Source organism: Lysinibacillus cavernae (genome assembly GCF_009724685.1).
In the GTDB taxonomy this organism is placed as follows: domain Bacteria; phylum Bacillota; class Bacilli; order Bacillales_A; family Planococcaceae; genus Lysinibacillus; species Lysinibacillus cavernae.
This window is the reverse complement of the sequence record NZ_WMEF01000006.1, coordinates 179250-198347: the sequence shown is the minus strand read 5'-3', so window position 1 is coordinate 198347 and position 19098 is coordinate 179250. Positions and strand designations below refer to the sequence as shown.

Here is a 19098-nt window from a genome sequence, read left to right as displayed (position 1 = left end):
GGTGTGTATAGTGAAGCATGGCGCTATTTGGGTTAGACCGTTTTATTATCTAGTAGTATTTGCCGTGGCTACCATTAGTTTATATCCTATTTTGTTAATGATTTTATCTTCATTTAAAAAGAGCGTGGACATTTATAAAAATCCATTGGGCTTGCCAACTAGCTTTAGCTTAGATACTTACCGTACATTATTGTCTAAAATTCCATTCACTACGTATTTTATGAATAGTATTTTTGTCAGCGTTATATCGGTTATATTGATTGTCGTTGTATGTTCATTGGCTTCGTTTTACATTGCCCGCTTTAATTTCTCTTGGAATCATGCATTATTCTTTATTTTCTTATTAGGCATGATGATTCCTATAAAGCTTGGAATCGTACCGCTCTTCATTTTAATGCGTGATTTAGGGCTGATTAATTCTTTGTGGTCTTTAATTTTGATGAATACCGCAACAGGGATACCATTATCCATGCTGATCTTAACAGGCTTTTTTAAAACGATGCCATATGAACTGGAGGAGGCTGCCCGTATAGATGGGGCAGGGAATTTAAGAGTCCTTTGGCATGTAGTGTTACCACTAATGAGACCAGCACTGGGGACAGTGGTTATTATCAATTTTATCGCAGCATGGAATGATTTTTTCTTCCCGCTTATTTTTATTACAGAGAAAATGAAACGGACGATACCTGTTGGAATGATGTCACTTTTTGGGGAGCATTCGGCAGATTGGGGCTCGCTTTTTGCAGGTCTAACCCTTGCATCATTACCAATGATCCTATTATTCTTTATTGCTTCAAAGCAATTTATGGAGGGGTTGACGGCTGGTGCCATTAAATAGGCAATACATTATTGGGGTAGATGGTGGCGGGACGAGAACCCGGGCAGTCATTGGTACAAAAAATGGTGAAGTACTTGCCTTTGTTGAAGGTGCAGGAACGAATATGAAATCAACGCCACCAGATGTGGTAAGGCAAGAGATTTTGAAAATACTAGCACAGTTATTACAAAAGGCAGGTTTGACAAAGAGTGATGTCTCAATGATTTTCTTATGTGTGGCAGGAGGAGATCGTTATGTAGATATAGCTCGCTGGGAAAAGTGGGTTGACACCATTTTCTCTGGTACCACCTGTAAGGTTAAGATCACCAATGATGCGGTAGCGGCACTTACTAGTGGTACATTTACACAGGAAGGCCTAGTTGTTATAGCAGGTACAGGTTCGATCGTATATGCTGTTGAAAAAAATCATCATGTCAGTCGTGTCGGAGGATGGGGCCATTTACTAGGAGATGAAGGCAGTGGTTACTATATAGGGCAAGAAGCTTTGCGTGCTATTGCACAACAGTATGATGTTCTTGGCTCGAATGGTGATGTGTTTGCAGATACTATTTTGGAGCAGCTAGCAATATCAGACCCTACTGAAATCATTACGCTAATTTATGAACATCCACAGCCACGCGTATGCATAGCCTCTATAGCTCGAACTGTATTACGTTTAGCTGAACAAAATAATGAAAGAGCGAAAGATATTATCGAAAAGGCTGTTATCTATTTAGTCCAATTAATCCAAACGATGTTGAAAAAAGAGCCACAGGTAAGCAATTTTCCTATTGTAATATGTGGTGGTTTATTTGGAAATCTTTATTTTGTTCAATGTTTTCAAGAGAAATTACAGCAAGCTACTATTCATAATCGACTAATACTACCTGAAGTACCGCCTGTAATAGGGGCTTTCATTAATGGGCTTTTCTGTGAGGGAATTCAAATGACGGAAGCTTTACAACGAACGATAAAAGAAACTTGGATGAGCATAAATGAAAAATAGCGTAGGAGGGATTTGATTCTAATGGAACGAATGACAAAACTGACGACTGAGGGCTATCATCCGGAAACAACAAATCTAGATTTAATGTCCATTGCTGAAATTGTAAAGCTGATGAATGAAGAGGATAAAAAAATTCCGCAAGCCATAGCTAAGGTTTTACCTGAAATTGAACAAGCAATAACAGTTGTTGTTCATGCACTGAGTAATGGGGGGAGATTATTTTATGTTGGGGCAGGGACAAGTGGACGAATTGGTTTACTAGATGCAGTCGAATGCCCACCTACATTTAGTACCTCCCCAAAGCTTGTGCAGGCTGTTTTAGCTGGTGGGACAGAGGCAGTGATGATTGCTATAGAAGGTGCAGAAGATGATATATCCTTAGGAGAAGCGGAATTAGAGAAACAACAGCTAACAAATCACGATGTAGTGATTGGCATTGCGGCTAGTGGTAGAACGCCTTTTGTTAAGGGTGCATTAATTTATGCACAGCAACTAGGGGCAAAAACAATTAGCTTGGTCAGTAATTCACATTCCGTCATTAGTCAGTATGCAGATATTGCAATAGAGGTGCTTACAGGGCCTGAAATTCTAACAGGTTCTACAAGACTAAAGGCTGCTACTGCACATAAACAAATACTGAATATGATTACAACAGCTACAATGATTAAGCTTGGAAAAGTCTATAAAAATTTAATGGTGGACGTCCATGCTAGTAACTTTAAATTGCGAGAACGTGCCAAACAAATTGTCTGTGAAGTTACAGGTGTTTCTTATATTCAAGCTGAAAGTGTTTTAGAACAAACGAATTTTCAAGTGAAGCTCGCGATTGTGATGTTACTGACAAATACCACAGTAGAAGAAGCGTCAGAACTATTGGTTCAATCTGAAGGGCATGTACGGAGGGCAGTGGAGTTAAGGAAGTATTGATGAGAGGGGTGAATAGTAGCTACATACTAGAAACGGAGTTGGAAAAATGGAAAAAATCAATGCTGGTTTAATTATGCTTGCGGAAATGCGGGAGAAGTTACCACCTTCGGAAAAAAAGGTGGCCAGCTATATTTTAGACTATCCAACACAGGCCATAAAAATGACCGCGGTTGAACTGGGAGAGGCGAGTCACACAAGTAGTGCGGCTGTCATTCGTCTGTGTAAGTCTTTAAATATCAGCGGTGTTCAAGAGCTGAAATTGCGTATTGCTGGTGATTTGCAACAAAAGAAAACAGTGGATCGTGACATTGAGGCAAACGAACCGTTGCAATCGATTGTAGAAAAGGTGACGATGCAAAGTAGTGAAATATTGACTCAGACAGCTAATTTAATAGATACTGCTGAATTAGAACGTGCAGTATCTGCCTTGTCACAAGCCCGTAGAATTATTTTTTTTGGTGTAGGTGCGTCGGGTATAACAGCAATGGATGCGGATCAAAAATTTTTAAGAATTAATAAAAATAGTAGGGCATTTATGGATTTACACTTAGGAGCTACTGCGGTTGTCAATGCACAGAAGGGGGATGTGATAGTGGGAATTTCCTTTTCTGGAGAAACACATGAAGTGGCCAAAATCCTTGAAATAGCTAGTGAAACACCGGCAACTACAATCAGTTTAACGCGTTATGGTAGTTCACTTGTATCTAGTTTAGCGGATATTTGTTTATATGTATCCCCAAATGTTGAAGCCACCTTAAGAAGTGGTGCAACATCCTCACGTCTTGCTCAGCTACTTGTCATTGATATTTTATTTATGGGGGTAGTGACGAGTGCCTATGAACAGACAATTGACTATTTAGATGAAACACGTTTAGTCATTCAAGGACTGCAGAAAAAAGTGGCGAAACGAAAAAATAGAATAAAGTAAACGAAGACGATTCTATTATCTATAGTATCGTCTTCGTTTTTTATCTTGATTTAGCTACAGTAGACGTTTTCCTCTAGAGCGTCCGCTTAAAGGCGCTCTTCTGTTTCGGGGTCAAAGAAGTGGATTTTTTCTTCCTTCATGACAAAAGAAACCCTATCGGATGGATGTAAATGGCTATCAGCCTGTACTCGTGCAATGAAATGTTGATTGGTTAAAGTACAATAAAGGTAGGTTTCAGCACCTAGTAATTCAGCAACATCAATGGTTGCTGTTAAAGCAAAAGGAGAAACGACATCAGTAATTTGTAAATCCTCAGGACGTATACCCATAACGATCTCTTTCCCTAAATAACTTTTTTCCTTTAACAAGGGCAAGTACATGGATGGAATAGGGAAGCTTTGCTCTCCTAAAAGGATCTCCGTATCTGTAAGTCGGCAATAGAATAAGTTCATAGATGGTGAACCAATAAAGCCTGCCACAAACATGTTCAGTGGTGTATTATATACTTCTTTTGGCGTCCCAATTTGTTGAATAAGGCCATCCTTCATCACGACGAGACGCGTAGCCATTGTCATAGCCTCTGTTTGGTCGTGGGTGACATAGATAGTTGTTGTTTGAATTCGTTGATGGAGTTTCTGGATTTCTGCACGCATTTGCACACGTAATTTAGCATCCAAATTAGAAAGAGGTTCATCCATTAAAAATACTTTAGCGTCTCTGACAATAGCTCGGCCAAGTGCCACACGTTGACGTTGTCCACCTGATAAAGCTTTTGGCTTTCTTTTTAAATAATCCTCTAACCCTAATATCTTAGCAGCCTCTTTGACGCGGTGATCTATTTCTTTTTTATCGACCTTTCGGAGCTTTAAGCTAAATGCCATATTATCGTAGACTGTCATATGTGGATATAAAGCATAGCTTTGAAATACCATGGCAATGCTACGATCTTTTGACTCCACATCATTCATTAGAACATCATCAATATATAGTTCTCCTTTTGATATGTCCTCTAAGCCAGCAATCATACGCAAAGTTGTGGTTTTTCCACAGCCAGATGGACCTACAAACACAATGAATTCTTTATTATGAATATGCAGATTAAAATCAGTTACAGCCTGAATATTTTTATCGTAAATTTTATAGATATGCTCTAACCGTAATTCCGCCATAACGCTACACTCCTTTGTAAGACATAACTTCATTGTAAATGACTTCAGCATAGAGTGATAGGGAAACAGTGCACAGTGTTGAGGTCATAAAATGTGCTGCTTGCCCTAATGTGATTCTAAGAAAATGATTGCGAGATAAACTTCTATTCGATGAGAAAATTGCCGAATGTCTTTTTGCGTCAATTGTAGAAATTTTTCTAAGCGATTTTGTAGTGTATTGCGATGCATGTACATTTTTTTAGAAGCCAATGTGATATTCCCCTCATATTCTATCAATTGCTTTATCATAAGGAGTAATTCAGGCTGAGAGATGGCATTTTTTAAGATAGAGGAGATGAAAATCTCTTTCTCATGAGAATCTATACGCTGCGCGACATATGGAACTAAAAGCTCTTGCTGTGTGAGTACATGCTTTGGTGTATAAGTCCAGATAAATTGTTGAAGTTGGACATACCAGTTAAATCGCTCCTTAGTTTTGGCTATGTCTGGTATAACATCAGACACGAACATCTTAAAATGAACCTCTAAATCTTCCATTAATGGGTTAAGATAATGATCAAAATTTAATATTTCGTCGCTATCAATACATTCGATTATGACAAATAATTGGGGATGCAGTGATAGCAATAAAATATCCTTTCCCAGTAAAGCTTCAAAGACTGTTCGGAGTAATGCAAGTGCTGTAAAATCTTTGTCGAAGTGAAGAAATAACAAACGATGTAGAGGAAGGATAGACGGGGCAATATCCGTTTGATCTGTAAAATAATCAAGCCAAACCTTATCGTTGTCATGTGGCAGGGCAATGGGGTCTGAAAATATTTGCAAAAGCTCAAATTCACTTGGTGTCACCGTATGTGTCGGGATTTCATAAAGCTGGTTGTCAAAATTAAATACATAGTTGCCATCAGTTCTACCTGAAAAGGGGTTTAATAATGGGAAACGTTGCTGTAGTTTATGAAGGTCCATTAATGCCACTCCTTTATTTTAATAGTACGTAATGAGGGTAATTTAATATAATTATATGATGAAATGTTTATAGTATTAATATAAAAAACACGGATATTAGCGAGTATGATAGACATACTTATCTAATATCCGTGTTATTCGTTTAAGCGTCTTTTTTAAATAACTTACCTGGCCAAAATGCATATTTACCTAGTACCGTTGTGATTGCCGGCACAAGCAATGGACGTACAATAAATGTATCGAGAAGCACACCAATGGCTGTAACGACACCAAATTGAACAAGCACCTGAATCGGTAATGTTGCCAACACAGCAAATGTACCAGCTAAGATGAGTCCAGCAGATGTAATAACACTTCCTGTTCGGACAACACCTTCTTCTACAGCTGTTAAATGATCAGCAGTTTGACGCTTTTTCCAAATTTCCGAAATCATAAAGATATTATAATCCTCTCCGAGTGCTACTAAAAACACGAAGGCATACAGCGGAATAGCTCCGGAAATGGCTTCTGCACCCATGATATGATGCAAGATTAACCACCCAGCACCTAATGCACCAAAGTAGGAAATAATAACAGTGGCTAATAAATAGACAGTAGCAGTAATAGAGCGTAAATAAACAAACAATAATAATGCGATTAAAGCAATCATGGTTGGCATGATCACGGTTTCATCACGCTTAGTTATTTGTTGTGTATCGTATTGACTGGCTGTTTCTCCACCAATCCAAACATGCTTCTCTGCATTAGAGAGCCCTTGTGCCTCTAACATTTTAATAACCTCTGCTTGAAGCTCCGGAATATGTGCTAATGATTCCTGAGCATAAGGGTTGATGTTGAAAGTTAATTCGTACAATTGAATAGCCGTATTTTTTTCGCCAATTTGTACATCTGCAACACTATCAATATAAGAAATATCGGCCAGTTGTTGCTGTAAATTAATTTCAGTACCTTCTGTATCAATGACTAATTGAACAGGTGCTAGCTCTCCAGGAGAAAAATTCTCTTCTATTAAAGTAAATCCTTCTCGGGACGGCATATCTTTTGGGAAGGATGATAGTAAATCGAACGTATATTGAATACGTGGAACGAATGCTGCCAATCCTCCGAGTAAGATGACTGTTACAGCAATAACGATCCATGGCTTATGCGTAACAAAATGGCCGATTTTATGACTAATCTTATGTGAAGGTTTATGCTGCTTTTTACCTTTTGTATTTGCCATTTCCTCGGTACGTGGGATGAAGGGAAAGAAAGCTACACGACCAATGATGACAAGAATAGCTGGTAGGACAACAAGTGCTGCAATTCCCATTACAAGCACGCCAAAGCTAAATGGCACGGCAAAGCGCTGGAATGCACCATAATGAGCAAGACTAAGTGTAGCTAGACCAATGACAACCGTCAAAGCACTCATTAAAATTGCACCACCTGATTCTTTGACAGTAAGCTTCATAGCAGCAGTCTTATCCTCAACATAGAAGAGAATTTCTCTATATTTAGAAATTAAAAATAAACAATAGTCAGTACCTGCACCAAACAGTAAAACAGTCATAATGGAGACTGCTTGTGAATCCTTATCTATCCATCCTTGATCAGCAAAGAAACCAAGTGTCGGACTAATAACACCATAGGCAAGACCTACAACAATTAAAGGAATAATAGCAAGTAATGGTGAACGATAAATGATAATAAGTAATACTAAAACGAGCAATACGGTTGCTATTAATAATTTCACATCTGCTTGTGAAAATAAACTGACAGCATCCGTGGCAATTCCAACTGGTCCGGAAAATCGGACATGGAGTGCGTCACTGGATAATTTCTCATCTAATTGAACTTGATTGTCTTCCATTATCTTTGTTAGATGATCTAAACTACCCTGTAACATATCTGTAGCAACATCCTTTTCAAAAAACACTGGTGTAACAATTGTTGTACCATTTTCGGAAGAGGAAGCCATTAAAGCCTGAGGCGGCATTTGATCAAATGGTGGGACCATTGTTTGATAGGCTAAAGGCTTTGCCTGAAGCTCGCTATAAACACCTTGGATAGCCGTAAAATCATCAATGCTTAGACCACTGTCACGATGCCAAACTAGTAATAGAGGTGTTCCCGCATCATTAGGGAATTGCTCAGCAATAATCGCCGCTGCTTGCTCAGACATTTCAGTATCAGGTAAATTTTTACCTGATTCACTTTCTATACTATTGATTTGTGGCCAAGCAAACGACAACACAACTACTAATAACACCCATAAGGCTAATGCTAATAAGCGTCCCTTTTTACTTGCAACCATTGAGCCCCATTGCTCAAGTGGATGTTTTTTCATGAGAAGACCTCCATTCATGTAAGTGATTTAATTATATATACTAGAAGGTTAATTAATCAACCTAGAAATATTCATATGTTATACTATGTGTAAAAAGTATGCTTAATTTAAGGAGGCGAACTTGTTGAAACAATCACCGCGTGTTCTCGGGAGACCTCGCCATGATGAAAATGCGAAACCAACAAAAGATCTTGTCCTTGAAACGGCCACAAGACTTTTTATTAAAGAAGGCTACAAAAATATTTCGATGGATGATGTAGCGAAAGCTTGTAACGTAACAAAGGCGACTATCTATTACTACTACCCAACTAAAGGTGAATTATATACATCTGCATTAGTTGCCATGATGGAGCGTATCAAGCTATCTATCCTACAAATTTTAGAGCAGCCTACACCATTTAAAGAGCGACTCGAACAGCTTGTTGCAGTGCATTTATCAGCGACTATCGATATTGATATGAAAAATTTTATGAAAGAGGCTACCATCAATTTATCGGAACCACAGCTGAAACAAGTACAAGCATCTGAAAATGATATGTATCAAACAATAGAGCAGGTAATACAAGTAGAGATGGAGAAGGGCACGATTCGAAAAGGAAATGCTAAATTTTTCGCTCATAACTTTATGGCACTGATGACCGTAGGCTATTTTAAAGATGGCGACGGTAACACTTTATTAGGATCAGTAGGTGAGACTGCTAAAGAAGTAACAAATTTCTTTTGGCTGTCCGTTCAAAATGATTAAAACGAAAAAATTATATAAAAGGAGTTATCTCATTAATTTGAGGTAACTCCTTTTATAGTGATTTAGGTCACATACATTTATAAGAATTCTCCTTTATAGTGTGGTTACAGGCTATAAGGAGTTGAAAAAGAACAGCTTTTTTTATAAGGGAAACAATTGAATATTGGGGACGACAGCCATATATATTGATCAAAATATAATGAAGTTGGATATGGAGGAATGACAATGACAATAATACAGATTCAAGCAATGTTAGAAGAAAAGACAAAACATATTGGTAAATTAGGGAGTATTGTTGGTGCAGATATTTTAAATATTCAATTGCGCGCAGGTGAAAAAATTCCAGAGCATCATACAGACAATGAAGTTCTCATCATTGTGCAATTTGGTGAAGTTCGCTTTATTGTTGAAGGTGTAGAGGAAATTTTAACACAAGATACGATTTTAGCCTTAAAACCATCTGAAAATCACAGCTTAGAAGCTATTACAGATGTTCGGGTTATTGTGATTAAATTGAAGTAAAGAAAAAAAGCTCCTAGTATGGAGCTTTTTCTATGTTCAATTTTGTTATTGTGGCAGACGTGCAACGATAGAGATGCCTTGTAGATATTGATTATGCTTCATAAACGTTTTACGCATAAACAATACACGTTTACGAGCTTTAGAGTTCGATACAATATTTTTGATAATTTTTAGGACACCGAAAATGCCTTCATCTTCAACTAAACGTTTGGGATAGAGGAGATGCATGGGTGCTGTTTCTACATGCTCTATAATAAAGCCATGTTGTCTTAAAATAGCTTGCCATTCTTCTACTGTTAATGGTAAGGCATTTACCTTAATAGCGTTAACTAGATCTTTACGAATATGTTCACGCTGCATGCTATCGATGGTAGAAGGTGTTAAGCACATTTCATGTATGGCATATGTGCCACCAGGCTTTAATAATCTTTTTGCCTCACTAATTATGGCATTTTTCTGTTTAGTAGATTGCATGGTCAACATTGCTTCGCCGTATACAACAGTAGCACAAGTATTTGGCAAACCCGTTTGCTCAGCACTACCAACAATACAACGTTGATTTTCTCCATTTAAATAATCGTTTACCTTTTTAGCAGCTTCCTCATCACGTTCAACAGCTATATAGCTTGGATTCTTTTCTAATGTCATTTTTGCAGTAATACCAAGCCCAGGTGCAAATTCCACTACAAAGTCTCGTTCTGTAATGGCTAAATGCTCAAGCATTTGTCGTGTCATTTGAATGCCACCAGGGCGAAGTACGGTTTTTCCTAAGCTTGCAAGCAGCCAATGCCCAGGCATTTTTTCATAATTTAAAGTATGTTTATTCATTGTTGAAATCCTCCTTTTATTGAAAACGATTATTATTCTCATTATTATATAGGTAATGCAATCATTAATAATGTGATCTATATCAAATTTGGAGGTATATAAATGGGCTGCCAAAAACAATATTGCTTTTCAAAGGTTCCAATATTTCAAAGTTTAAAAGATCATGAGATGGAAGAAGTATCACGTACTATTACACATCAACATTTTGATAAAGGGGAAATTATATTATTTGCAGGTGATCGCAAGAAAAAATTATTTATTGTTAGGCATGGACGAGTAAAAGTATCTCATATATCTGTAGATGGTCGAGAATATGTAATGAGAGTATTGGAAGCAGGAGACTTTTTTGGTGATGTCACATTGTTTAGTGATGAACCGCAAAAATCGACAGTAGAGGCTCTGGTAAAAACAGAAATTTGCTCGCTTGATGGTGAGGAACTTATGAAAATATTAGCAGGTACACCAGTTACCTTGTTTCATATGCTCGCTCAGCTTTCTGCACGTTTAGAGGAGACGGAAAATCAATTGAGTGAAGCTGTTTCTAAAGAAGTAAGCGAAAGACTGGCTGCTTTTATCCTAAAATCGGCTGCTACGGTCAAAAGCGATACATTTTTATTGTCACTTACAAAAAAAGATTTAGCCTCCTTATTGAATACTACAAGAGAAACATTAAGTCGCCGCTTGTCTGTATTTCAAAAGGAAGGGTATATAGAGATGACAGGAAAAAGAATTAAAGTTAAAAATTATTATGCGTTGGAAAATTTATTATTGTAAGGCAGTTAATAGTTGACAAAATCAATGAATTTTGAAAAGATTGTCGAAATTGTGATTTAGCTCATTGAAATAATGTACAAACAGTCTTATAATGAATGTTGTAATGTCACCAAGACAAGATAAGGATGGTATTATGATGCGCTTTTTACAAAATAAAGTTAACATTATAATAACGAGTCATACGAATTGCTATCCAGCCCTTGAGACTGGTGAATGTATAAGATATACGTGCTGTAACGACTGTTAAGATCGACCTTAATGGTCTTTTTTACATGTAAGCAATAAAAAAATAGTATTAGTGATGGCAAAGGAGAGTTCAAAATGTCAGAATCGAATAACCAAATACAGGCTGAGCAATTAACTGTGAGTAAAGAACAATTAGATGTGCTAGATCAATTATTAAAGCCTGAAGTTCAAGAATCTCTTACTACTTTAGTTGAGCAATTACCGAAGCTAACTGAAATGATGACGTTATTAACAAAATCATATGAGTTTGCTCAAGCTGTTGCAACTGATGAAGTACTTAAAAATGATACTGTTGGAGCAGTAACAGAATTCGCTGGACCAGTAGTAGGCACTGCGAAAAACCTTGCAGCCACTGCAATTGAAGCCAAAGACCGTGCATCTGAAAGCCAAGAAGTGATTGGTTTATTCGGTCTTGTGAAAATGTTAAAAGACCCACAAGTTCAAAATGTTTTCCGTTTCGTTAATGCTTTCTTACAAGTAAACGCAGAACGTAAAGCTAAATAAGACTAGAGGTATATTCAATTCGTAAGGACGGAGGATTAATTAATCATGTCAAAAGAAATCGTCATCTTAGGTGCAGGTTACGCTGGCGTTTTAACTGCATTAACAGCACGTAAGTATTTATCAGCTGATGAAGCTAAAATTACTGTAGTAAACCAATTCCCAACACACCAAATTATCACTGAGCTTCACCGTTTAGCTGGTGGTACAATTGCAGAAGGTGCTGTTGCTTTACCACTTAAAAAAATCTTTAAAGGTTTAGATATCGATCTACACATTGCGAAAATTACAAATTTCAATGTTGATAATAAAAAGGTTGATTTAGATAATGGCTATACATTAACTTACGATACACTTGTAGTATCTTTAGGTAGCCAAACTGGATTCTTCGGTATCCCTGGATTAGAAGAAAACTCAATGGTTCTTAAATCAGTAAATGATGCCAATAAAATTAACAAGCATATCGAAGACCGTATTAAAGCATATGCACAATCTAAAGATGAAGCAGATGCAACAATCGTTATCGGTGGTGGCGGTTTAACAGGTGTTGAGCTTGTTGGTGAAATCGTGGACAACTTCCCGAAAATCGCTGCAAAACATGGTGTTAACTTTGCTGATCTTAAAATTAAACTTGTTGAAGCTGGTCCTAAAATTTTACCAGTACTTCCAGATGCACTTATCCAACGCGCTACTGAAAGCTTAGCAAAACGTGGTGTAGAGTTTATTACAGGTACGCCTGTAACAGGTGTTGACGGTAATGTCATTTCGCTAAAAGACCGTGAACCAATTGTTGCAAATACACTTGTTTGGACAGGTGGGGTAGCTCCACTTCCAATGGTAGGTGAATCAGGTCTAGCAGCTGATCGCGGTAAAGCAACAATTAATGAATTCTTACAATCTACATCTCATGAAGATGTATTCGTTATTGGTGATGCATCTGTAGCATTACCAGGTGACGGAGGCCGTCCACTATACGCTCCAACTGCACAAGTTGCATGGCAAATGGGTGAATGCGCTGGTTATAATGTATTTGCACAATACAAAAACCAAGAGATGAAATCATTCTCAGCAGTAAACTCTGGTACACTTGCGAGCCTAGGTCGTAAAGATGCTGTTGCTACAATTGGTGCTAGCAACACAGAGCTTAAAGGTCTTCCTGCAACATTAATGAAAGAAGCTTCTAATATTCGTTATTTAACACATATTAAAGCTTTATTCGGTTTAGCATATTAAGAAAAAAATATCACTACTATCACAATTTTGCGCTGATAGTAGTGTTTTTTTTTTGAAATTGTCTACAATTGAGATATTTGTTTATTATTCACTTTAAAACCAGTAAAATAAGTACATATTCAATAATCTATTTTCTGAGGTGATGGGCTGTGTTAACAATGTTTCAATCAAAAAAAGAAGATATAGAGCAATTTAAGGCTAAAATTGATGAACTGAATGCAAAGCTGGATAAGAAAGATCATGAATTTCAGATTTTTTTAAATGAGCTACATAAAGAACTAATTTCGACGATTGGACAACATGATATAGTTAATAACCAACATATCATTTTAGGTGAAATGGTTACTGGAATATTAAAAGAATTTAATAAAGTAGAAAATAGCACTATTCAATCAAATACAATATCTGAACATGCCCTTGAAAAAGGAAACTCTTTAATTGTTTCATCAGATAAAATGGTTTCGTTATCTATCGATAGCAAACAAGCGGTTAAGGAAGTTCAGCTTGTAATTGATGAGCTAGGTGAGCAATCAAGAAAAACAACGAATAGCATGAACCATTTAAGTGAACGCTCAAAACAAATAACGGATATTGTGAAAGTAATCAGTGAGATTTCTAATCAAACCAATTTGCTTGCTCTTAATGCATCAATAGAAGCAGCACGAGCTGGTGAACATGGAAAAGGGTTTTCAGTTGTTGCGGAAGAAGTACGAAAATTAGCAGAAAATACAAAATCAAGCACAGAGGATATTGTGAACCTTACGAAAAAAATAGAAGATCAAATCTCTGAAGCCTATGAAGATAATAAAAATAATATGCAATTAGTGACGGAGGGGCTACAAAAAAGTACGGATACCTCTGAGCAGATTAATGTATTACTCCAAATCATTATGAATGTGCAAGGTGAAGTGAAGGAGTTGCTTCAATATATAGATAGCCAAAAAATATCGACAGAAGATGTCATGAGTAAATTCCAAACGACGACAGCGTTATTTGATGAAACGAATAAAGTTTTAACAGAACACATTGATGAATCAGAAGTTGTAACAAAAAAATTACTAGAAGCTGTGGATAAAGTGAAATGCTTCCCAAATAAAATGTAGATACATAAAAAGCACCATTCTATTTCAGCAAATAGAATGGTGCTTTATTATCTTAAAGATTTGATTTGAATAACGCTCTAGTTGTTTGCTGTATTAGCTTTGGCAGAACGCCAAAGGAATAAGGTTTATACACTCGCTCAGTCCATTTGTGACCGTCTTTCCCATAAACACCCATTGTAACGGAAGGGATATCTAGTGTTTTTATTTTTTCAAATGGTAGTGGATAAAGTGTCTCCCATTTTGGGAAATTATTAAGCAACGCATGTAGTTCTTCTTGTGTTGCATGTATAGATAAAAAACTTCCATCAGCCAAGTAAGGGAAAAATCGTTTAACTTGGAACTGCTCACCCGTTTCACTAGCCATCTCATCGACAACTTGTGAAATGGTTTGTTTTAATACTTGATCCCTTACCACATTTTCCTTTAAATAATTGTGTGGTAAAAACGGTGGTGCAAAGAATAAGACAACACGAGGTTTATGTTCTGGGTCTGCCTTTTGTAGGGCATCCACGATGGCAAATGATTGTTGGCGTAATTCTTTTCCTGTATTCTTTTTCAATATATCCGTAATAATAAGCTCTGTCTGAATGCCTTTTTCATTTAAATATGAAATTAGTTCATCATACGTCACAACCTCAATATGCCAAGATAAAGGGCTTTTAGGTACATTGGAGCGTTCAACATATTTCTCATATTGAAGTTGTAAATATTGTTCTGCCTCAGTACATGCCTGCTGTGTAACAGATTTAAGTTTTTCAACGACAAGATCTGGTGATTCTTCATATAAGAAGTAGTTAAAATAAATTTGGCTTATGGATGCCGTTTGAACTGTATAGGATTCCTTTGTATCACGTTGATATAAACAAGTAGGTGGGAGTATCGTTTCACCTGCAATTTGCTCAGTCATTGCTAAATTATTATGAATACGCTCCGTAATTTTAGCTGCTATATAGTTTGGATCAATACCACTTAATGTATCGCCTACATGCACCTCACGTCCATAAATATAGAATGATGGAAGTAGCTTGCCAGCAACCCCTGTATAAATATAACGATGTGGGTCGCCACCGTATAAAGGTGTTGTAAAATCTGTATTGATGGCCATTAGAAAATCCAGCTCTTGTTCTATTTTTAAACGGCTAAGTTCATCCAATGCATCAATAATCCCATCATGCTCAGATTCTTCACCACCATTTAAAATAAGAAGTAAGTTGCCCTCTAATTGTTCAAGATGATGTGCGAAATAGTGTATATTTGCAATATGAACGGCAGCTCCACTTTTCATATCTACAGCTCCACGTCCAAACATCCAATCGCCACTTTGAGCATCCTTCTTTACATCAGCATTGCCTTCAGATATTTTAAAGAATTCCTCAAGCTTGGAAGGAGAAAAAGCAAACTCTTTCAAATGACCATAATCCTCTATATCAACAGTATCTAAATGAGCGTGATAGATAATTGTCTTTTTAGTTTCTTTAGGACTTTTAACGAAGGCAAAGAGATTTTTACGTCCTATTGGATCATGTTTGACGTTTGTTGTCCAAAGAAATGAAGGATTTTCATGGTAGTAGGGAAATGCTTGCATTTTTTCATAGATAAACTCAATAATTTTTCCTTCACCATGAGTACCATTAATGCTATTAATAGCTACTAATTCTTTTGTAAGCTCTTCAATTTGTGTTGCGATTGGTAATTGTCTTAGTTGTTGATACATATATTTTGCTCCTTTTTTGTTCGACTAGGTATCATTCAAAATAGCAACCGTTTTCACTAAATGTTTTCGTTATATGAAAATTAATCCGTATAGTGGAATATAAGTTCATCATATAAGAAAATAACGTAATCGTCAATTTTAGTTTTTATAAAATTCTGTGTTTTTTTATTAAATTATTGGCTTATATGTCTATTTAAATGAGTAAAAATTCGTTAAAATGAATAATAGGGGGGAGTAGTGATGATTCAATCCATTGAAAGAGCAATGATGATTATTGATGTACTAGCTAAACAACCTAAGAAATTCTTTTCTGTTCAAGATATCTACAATGAAACAGATTTACCTAGCAGTACAATTTATCGTTTATTGTATACATTAGAAACTTTCGATTTAGTAGAAAGAAATGAGGAGAAAAAGGAATTTCGTTTAGGGTATACATGGTTACAACTCGGAATGAAAATGTACCATCATACGAATATTCGTGAAAAAGCTCATCCATTATTAGAGGAGCTTGCAAACAAGGTTCGTGAAACTACATATCTAAATATACCAAAACAGTTTTCCTCAATTATTATTGATCGAGTAGATAGCCCAAAAAATGTCCGTATCATTGATATGATTGGTGAAAAAATTCCATATCCCGTTGGGGCAGCCAATAAAGTGCTACTGACTTTTTCAAATAGAGAAGTACAAGCTACTTTTTTTGAGAATATGAATGTTCTTGAGAAAAGTGAGTTAATGGAACAACTTCTCCTCATTAAAGATAAAGGATACGCTATTAGCTACGGAGAAAAAACAAAGGGAACTGTTTCTGTTGCCGCGCCTGTTTTTGATTTGGATGGTAAACCAATTGCAGCAATCAGTGTAGAATGCTTTGAGTATGAAACAGATGTTGAAAAATTAGAGAGTATTGCAAAAGAGGTAACCAAAACAGCATACCTTCTTTCACAAGAATTGGGGCATATGTAGATAGGTCTTTCCCACTTAAGGAAAAGACCTATTTTTTCTTTAGTCACGAAATTCGGAAATGTTTTCATAGAAGAGTGACTTAGAAGGTCGTATAGCTAATAGGAATAAAATGATGGCTACAATTAACATAACAAGGGAAGCACTCATGACAACAAAACGGATTGTAATTATCTCTGCAGCAACGCCATAAAAAGCTGTCAATAGTATGATGAATAGAGCTTCAAAGAAACCATAAATACTTCCTATTCTTCCCATGCTTTCGGCTGGGATATTATTTTGATAAAATGTGTAGAATCCTGTATTCGCAAAAGCAGTTGCAAATGATAATAGAAAGCAACCTAAAGCAGCTATAGGAAATGTATAGGAAGAAGTAAACACCAAATAACCTAATGCTGTTAGAAGAGACCCCATACCAATCAGCCATGCAGTAGACACCTTTTCAACGATAGTGGAATTAGTTATAGAGCCCACTAATACACCTACACCTGCAATGCTGACTAAAATCCCATATTCCCCCTCAGATAAAGCAAGCACTTGAGTTGCAAAAGCAGCCTCTAAAGAGTCAGTTGCTGTCATTAAGACGATAATGCCACTAAATAACAAATAAATCATCGTAATATAGGAATTTTTTAAGCTAAACTGTATGACCATCTTCCAATCATGGAGCAACACTTTATTAAGTGAAGATTTTTCTGTATCACTAAAAAAAGCTAATTGTTCATGTGCTTCAACATTCGGCATTTTTGTCGTTATACAGGCCGATAAAAATAAAGCAATAGCATTTAAGTATATAGCCATATTTGGCGTACCGAGTGTAAATAGAAAACCGGCAATGGCTGGCCCAGTTAGAAAAGCGCCAGAGTCCAGCAAGCTGCGTAGTGAGTTAAAACGCTTCCGGTGTGCTATAGGTATCAATTTAGTGATATAGGTCATAGAGGTTGGATGATACATAGAACTAGCAGCTGTAATGATAAAGACTAAGGCATAAATCCACACTAAGCTAGAAAAGAAGGGAAGTATCACAATTAGTATAGATTGAAAAAAATTTAAAAGTATCATTAGATTTTTTTTATTAAAGCGATCGATTAGGCTCCCTGACCAAAAATTAGTGAACAAGGATGAGATCGCTCTAACAATGTATAAGCCAGAGACAGCAAGAGCTGATTCTGTAAGATTTAATACAATAAGATTTAAGGCGATAAAATAGATCCATCCTCCGATGCTGGAAACACCAATACTACATAATAGGATGGCAGGATAGCGCCAGGCCTCTAAAGATTTCTTCATATAAATTCCTCCCTAAGCAAAGTCATGATTTGCAAAATAAAAAATCCCACCCCCAAGACCATTAGTCTTAGGGACGAGATTGCGGAATTTATACTCACGTGGTGCCACCCTAGTTCACTATTATGTCGCCATAATAGCCTTTTCAGTACGGCATAAGTGCCTATGCTTATACTGTAACTCTTTAACGGGAGTTCCCGTCGCACCATCATTCAAATAGAAATCCTATGCGCTACTCCGAGGCTTGTTTCAATAATTCGTTCTTGCTCGTTTTCAGCGACTCGAGCTCTCTGGGAAGAACAGCCTTATTTACTCTTCTCTTCAATGTATTTTTGATAGTGTAGCATATGTATCTAATTTTGGTAAAGAGTACTATAAAAATATTACTAATTATTTTGTAGAAAGACTTTTAATTGTGTCATAAGGGACTGGCAAAATTGAATGGATAAAGCAACATTAGAAGCGACTTCAAGTGAATGATCGAGGTTTTCATAAACGACAAGATCCAATGTAGTTAGCTGTGCTACTTTTTCCTGTGAATAATGGGGGTCTGCTGTACCGATTGCCAAAAATGCTTGTTTGTCTAGTAGATTTGTCATTGTATGCTCCAGGGACAGCAATGGTGTGAAGAGTACATAACAAGTAGAGAAAGCGGAAGCCTTCTGCATATAAAAGTCGATAATAGGCAAGGTTCCTAATGATTTTCCCAGGTAGATGACTTTTGAGTAGGATTTTGATTGTATGATATGCGCTACAAGAGGATCGACGACGCTATAAACCATTTTCGATATAGCTTGTGGTTCCTGTTCGAATTGGTGTTGCTCAAATGTATAATTAATTTGGATGACAGCAAAGCCAAGCTCTAGCATAAGAGACCTAGCATAATAAAGTATAAGTTTTTCATAATTATAGCCGGTACCAGAAAACATAAAGCATATCTTATCACTTTTACTGTCAAAAAAGTCGTAGGATACACCGTTGTACATACATTGCTGTGGTTTGATTTTTATGAAGATTCCTCCATCACTTCTATATTT

The 19098-nt window shown here is 36.7% G+C and carries 18 protein-coding genes and 1 other annotated feature; of the genes, 11 read left to right on the top strand and 7 right to left on the bottom strand.

Annotated elements, in window-relative coordinates; translation table 11 throughout:
- Nucleotides 1-10 precede the first annotated feature (10 nt).
- From GJU32_RS14090 to GJU32_RS14075, 4 genes are read left to right on the top strand one after another with little or no spacing between them, the layout of a single operon-like run.
- Nucleotides 11-838: a carbohydrate ABC transporter permease gene (locus tag GJU32_RS14090; protein WP_155592597.1), complete on the top strand. Its 828-nt coding sequence runs from the start codon at nucleotides 11-13 to the stop codon at nucleotides 836-838.
- Nucleotides 825-1823 carry an N-acetylglucosamine kinase gene (locus GJU32_RS14085; protein ID WP_155592596.1) on the top strand — a complete coding sequence of 333 codons (999 nt, stop codon included), beginning with the start codon at nucleotides 825-827 and terminating at the stop codon, nucleotides 1821-1823. The genes GJU32_RS14090 and GJU32_RS14085 overlap by 14 nt, the downstream gene beginning before the upstream one ends.
- Before the next feature lie 21 nt (nucleotides 1824-1844).
- Nucleotides 1845-2750, top strand: a complete 906-nt coding sequence (gene murQ / locus GJU32_RS14080; RefSeq protein ID WP_155592595.1) for an N-acetylmuramic acid 6-phosphate etherase — start codon at nucleotides 1845-1847, stop codon at nucleotides 2748-2750.
- 46 nt (nucleotides 2751-2796) lie between these two features.
- Entirely contained in the window at nucleotides 2797-3678 is an 882-nt protein-coding gene (locus GJU32_RS14075; protein ID WP_155592594.1) for a MurR/RpiR family transcriptional regulator, read from the top strand.
- A gap of 86 nt (nucleotides 3679-3764) precedes the next feature.
- Here GJU32_RS14075 and GJU32_RS14070 read toward each other — a convergent pair whose 3' ends face one another.
- The 3 genes from GJU32_RS14070 to GJU32_RS14060 form a co-directional block, all read right to left on the bottom strand.
- Nucleotides 3765-4847 carry an ABC transporter ATP-binding protein gene (locus tag GJU32_RS14070; protein ID WP_155592593.1) on the bottom strand — a complete coding sequence of 361 codons (1083 nt, stop codon included), beginning with the start codon at nucleotides 4845-4847 and terminating at the stop codon, nucleotides 3765-3767.
- Between the two features lie 105 nt (nucleotides 4848-4952).
- Entirely contained in the window at nucleotides 4953-5813 is an 861-nt protein-coding gene (locus tag GJU32_RS14065) for a PucR family transcriptional regulator (protein ID WP_155592592.1), read from the bottom strand.
- 142 nt (nucleotides 5814-5955) lie between these two features.
- Nucleotides 5956-8142 (bottom strand): MMPL family transporter, encoded by a 2187-nt coding sequence (locus GJU32_RS14060; protein ID WP_155592591.1) that lies wholly within the window; start codon nucleotides 8140-8142, stop codon nucleotides 5956-5958.
- A 124-nt stretch (nucleotides 8143-8266) separates the two neighbouring features.
- On the opposite strand from GJU32_RS14060, the gene GJU32_RS14055 reads away from it, so the two are divergent.
- On the top strand, nucleotides 8267-8887 hold the full coding sequence (locus GJU32_RS14055) for a TetR/AcrR family transcriptional regulator (protein WP_155592590.1): 621 nt from the start codon (nucleotides 8267-8269) through the stop codon (nucleotides 8885-8887).
- A gap of 225 nt (nucleotides 8888-9112) precedes the next feature.
- Nucleotides 9113-9409, top strand: coding sequence for a cupin domain-containing protein (locus GJU32_RS14050; RefSeq protein ID WP_155592589.1), 297 nt, complete (start codon nucleotides 9113-9115; stop codon nucleotides 9407-9409).
- 45 nt (nucleotides 9410-9454) lie between these two features.
- On the opposite strand, the gene GJU32_RS14045 is transcribed toward GJU32_RS14050, so the two are convergent.
- Complete coding sequence (locus GJU32_RS14045; protein ID WP_155592588.1) at nucleotides 9455-10237, bottom strand: class I SAM-dependent methyltransferase; 783 nt, start codon at nucleotides 10235-10237, stop codon at nucleotides 9455-9457.
- A 102-nt stretch (nucleotides 10238-10339) separates the two neighbouring features.
- Between GJU32_RS14045 and GJU32_RS14040 the strand changes: the two genes are divergently transcribed.
- The 4 genes from GJU32_RS14040 to GJU32_RS14025 all read left to right on the top strand — a co-directional run bounded on the left by GJU32_RS14040 (nucleotide 10340) and on the right by GJU32_RS14025 (nucleotide 14094).
- Nucleotides 10340-11011 (top strand): Crp/Fnr family transcriptional regulator, encoded by a 672-nt coding sequence (locus GJU32_RS14040; RefSeq protein WP_155592587.1) that lies wholly within the window; start codon nucleotides 10340-10342, stop codon nucleotides 11009-11011.
- Between the two features lie 321 nt (nucleotides 11012-11332).
- A complete protein-coding gene (locus GJU32_RS14035) occupies nucleotides 11333-11761 on the top strand; it encodes a helical membrane plugin domain-containing protein (protein ID WP_155592586.1) in 429 nt (142 codons plus the stop codon).
- 45 nt (nucleotides 11762-11806) lie between these two features.
- A complete protein-coding gene (locus GJU32_RS14030; RefSeq protein WP_155592585.1) occupies nucleotides 11807-12991 on the top strand; it encodes an NAD(P)/FAD-dependent oxidoreductase in 1185 nt (394 codons plus the stop codon).
- 158 nt (nucleotides 12992-13149) lie between these two features.
- Nucleotides 13150-14094, top strand: a complete 945-nt coding sequence (locus tag GJU32_RS14025) for a methyl-accepting chemotaxis protein (RefSeq protein WP_230875052.1) — start codon at nucleotides 13150-13152, stop codon at nucleotides 14092-14094.
- A gap of 52 nt (nucleotides 14095-14146) precedes the next feature.
- On the opposite strand, the gene GJU32_RS14020 is transcribed toward GJU32_RS14025, so the two are convergent.
- Nucleotides 14147-15808, bottom strand: coding sequence for a M20/M25/M40 family metallo-hydrolase (locus GJU32_RS14020; RefSeq protein WP_155592583.1), 1662 nt, complete (start codon nucleotides 15806-15808; stop codon nucleotides 14147-14149).
- A 240-nt stretch (nucleotides 15809-16048) separates the two neighbouring features.
- Between GJU32_RS14020 and GJU32_RS14015 the strand changes: the two genes are divergently transcribed.
- Complete coding sequence (locus GJU32_RS14015; protein WP_155592582.1) at nucleotides 16049-16777, top strand: IclR family transcriptional regulator; 729 nt, start codon at nucleotides 16049-16051, stop codon at nucleotides 16775-16777.
- A 39-nt stretch (nucleotides 16778-16816) separates the two neighbouring features.
- Here the strand turns inward: GJU32_RS14015 and GJU32_RS14010 are convergent, their stop codons facing one another.
- Nucleotides 16817-18064 (bottom strand): MFS transporter, encoded by a 1248-nt coding sequence (locus GJU32_RS14010; RefSeq protein ID WP_155592581.1) that lies wholly within the window; start codon nucleotides 18062-18064, stop codon nucleotides 16817-16819.
- A 66-nt stretch (nucleotides 18065-18130) separates the two neighbouring features.
- Nucleotides 18131-18395: a binding site (T-box leader), on the bottom strand.
- A 52-nt stretch (nucleotides 18396-18447) separates the two neighbouring features.
- Complete coding sequence (locus tag GJU32_RS14005; RefSeq protein ID WP_230875048.1) at nucleotides 18448-19047, bottom strand: hypothetical protein; 600 nt, start codon at nucleotides 19045-19047, stop codon at nucleotides 18448-18450.
- Nucleotides 19048-19098: the final 51 nt, after the last annotated feature.